Origin of the sequence: Anaerovibrio slackiae, from assembly GCF_009695585.1 — a bacterium.
GTDB classification, from domain to species: Bacteria; Bacillota; Negativicutes; order Selenomonadales; family Selenomonadaceae; genus Anaerovibrio; species Anaerovibrio slackiae.
Genome location: NZ_VUNR01000067.1, coordinates 1 through 1252, shown reverse-complemented (window position 1 = coordinate 1252; position 1252 = coordinate 1). Strand labels below are relative to the sequence as shown.

The 1252-nt window shown below is 41.0% G+C and carries 2 protein-coding genes; both read right to left on the bottom strand.

Translation table 11 applies throughout. The features are described 5' to 3' along the window. Nucleotides 1–17: 17 nt before the first annotated feature. Nucleotides 18–905, bottom strand: a complete 888-nt coding sequence (locus FYJ84_RS14390; protein WP_328596405.1) for an IS3 family transposase — start codon at nt 903–905, stop codon at nt 18–20. Next, nucleotides 829–1167 (bottom strand): transposase, encoded by a 339-nt coding sequence (locus FYJ84_RS14385; protein ID WP_154408263.1) that lies wholly within the window; start codon nt 1165–1167, stop codon nt 829–831. The genes FYJ84_RS14390 and FYJ84_RS14385 overlap by 77 nt, the downstream gene beginning before the upstream one ends. Nucleotides 1168–1252 lie beyond the last annotated feature (85 nt).

Genomic DNA, 1252 nt, shown 5'->3' with positions numbered 1-1252 from the left:
CATAACACAGTATAATACTAAGCTGCAAAACAGCTATAAAAAATCTCATCTGGTACTTTGTAGTCCAGTGCCTCATGCGGACGAAGACTGTTATATGTGTCCACATAGTCGTTAATCAGCTTACGCAATTCCCTGGGCGAATCATACTCATTGGGATAAATCTGTTCAGTCTTTAGACTACGGAACCACCTTTCTATCATGATGTTATCAGCCCAACGGCTCTTGCCATCCATACTTTGACGAATGCCAAGGTCTTTTAGTAATTGCTTATAGGTATCACTGGTAAACTGGCTACCTTGATCTGAATTAATAATTGCTGGGATACCACACTCCTTAACAGCTTCCCTTACTGCGTATATGACAGACTCTGTATCAAGACTGTCGGATAGATAGTGGCCTACAATCCTGCGGCTGTACCAGTCTATTATGGCGGTCAGATACATATGCCCGTGAGGCATTGGGATGTAGGTTATATCAATAGACCATACCTGATTTGGAAATGCCACATTGTAATTTCTGAGCAGATATGGGACGATAGCTTCTTTAAAGTTACGTGCCGACAGATTAGGCTTGGGATAAATGGCATATATACCCATCTTTTGCATTAAGCGTCTTACAATCTTTCGCTTGACAGGATAACCATCTTCATTTAGCTTAATGACAAGCTTTCTGGAGCCTAAATATGGCAATGCTGTATGCCAGTAATCAATACGGGCCATTATAGCCTCATCCAGAGCATTGGGCAATGGATCTGGCTCAGATGGCGCATAATACAGGCTTGAACGGTTAATGCCCAGAAGTTCACATTGCCTGCGGATAGAAATGCCTTTATCCTTTTGAATTAAACTCCGGGATTTCTGGGATTGGTTCTCCAACTTGGCGAAAGCAGTCCTGAAGAAAATCACGTTCCAGGGTCAGTTGACCAATGGTTTTTAGCATTTGATCGTTTTTCTTCTTCAGGTCAGACTCCTTCCTCTGAGCTATCTTTTGCTCAGGTGCTGCATCAAATACAAGATGGGCGTTCTGCAAGAAGTCCTGCTTCCACTTACGAACCATATTTGGATTTAAATTGTTTTCAGAACATATAATGTTAAATTCTTTATCGCCTTGCAAAATAGCGATGATAATCTTGCTCTTGAATTCAGCAGTGTATTTCCTTTTCGGCATGATAGTAACCTCCATTCGTTACTAATTACTATATCATGCACGCTTAAAAAATAAAGTGCTGGTCTAAATTCTTGGGACCATTATA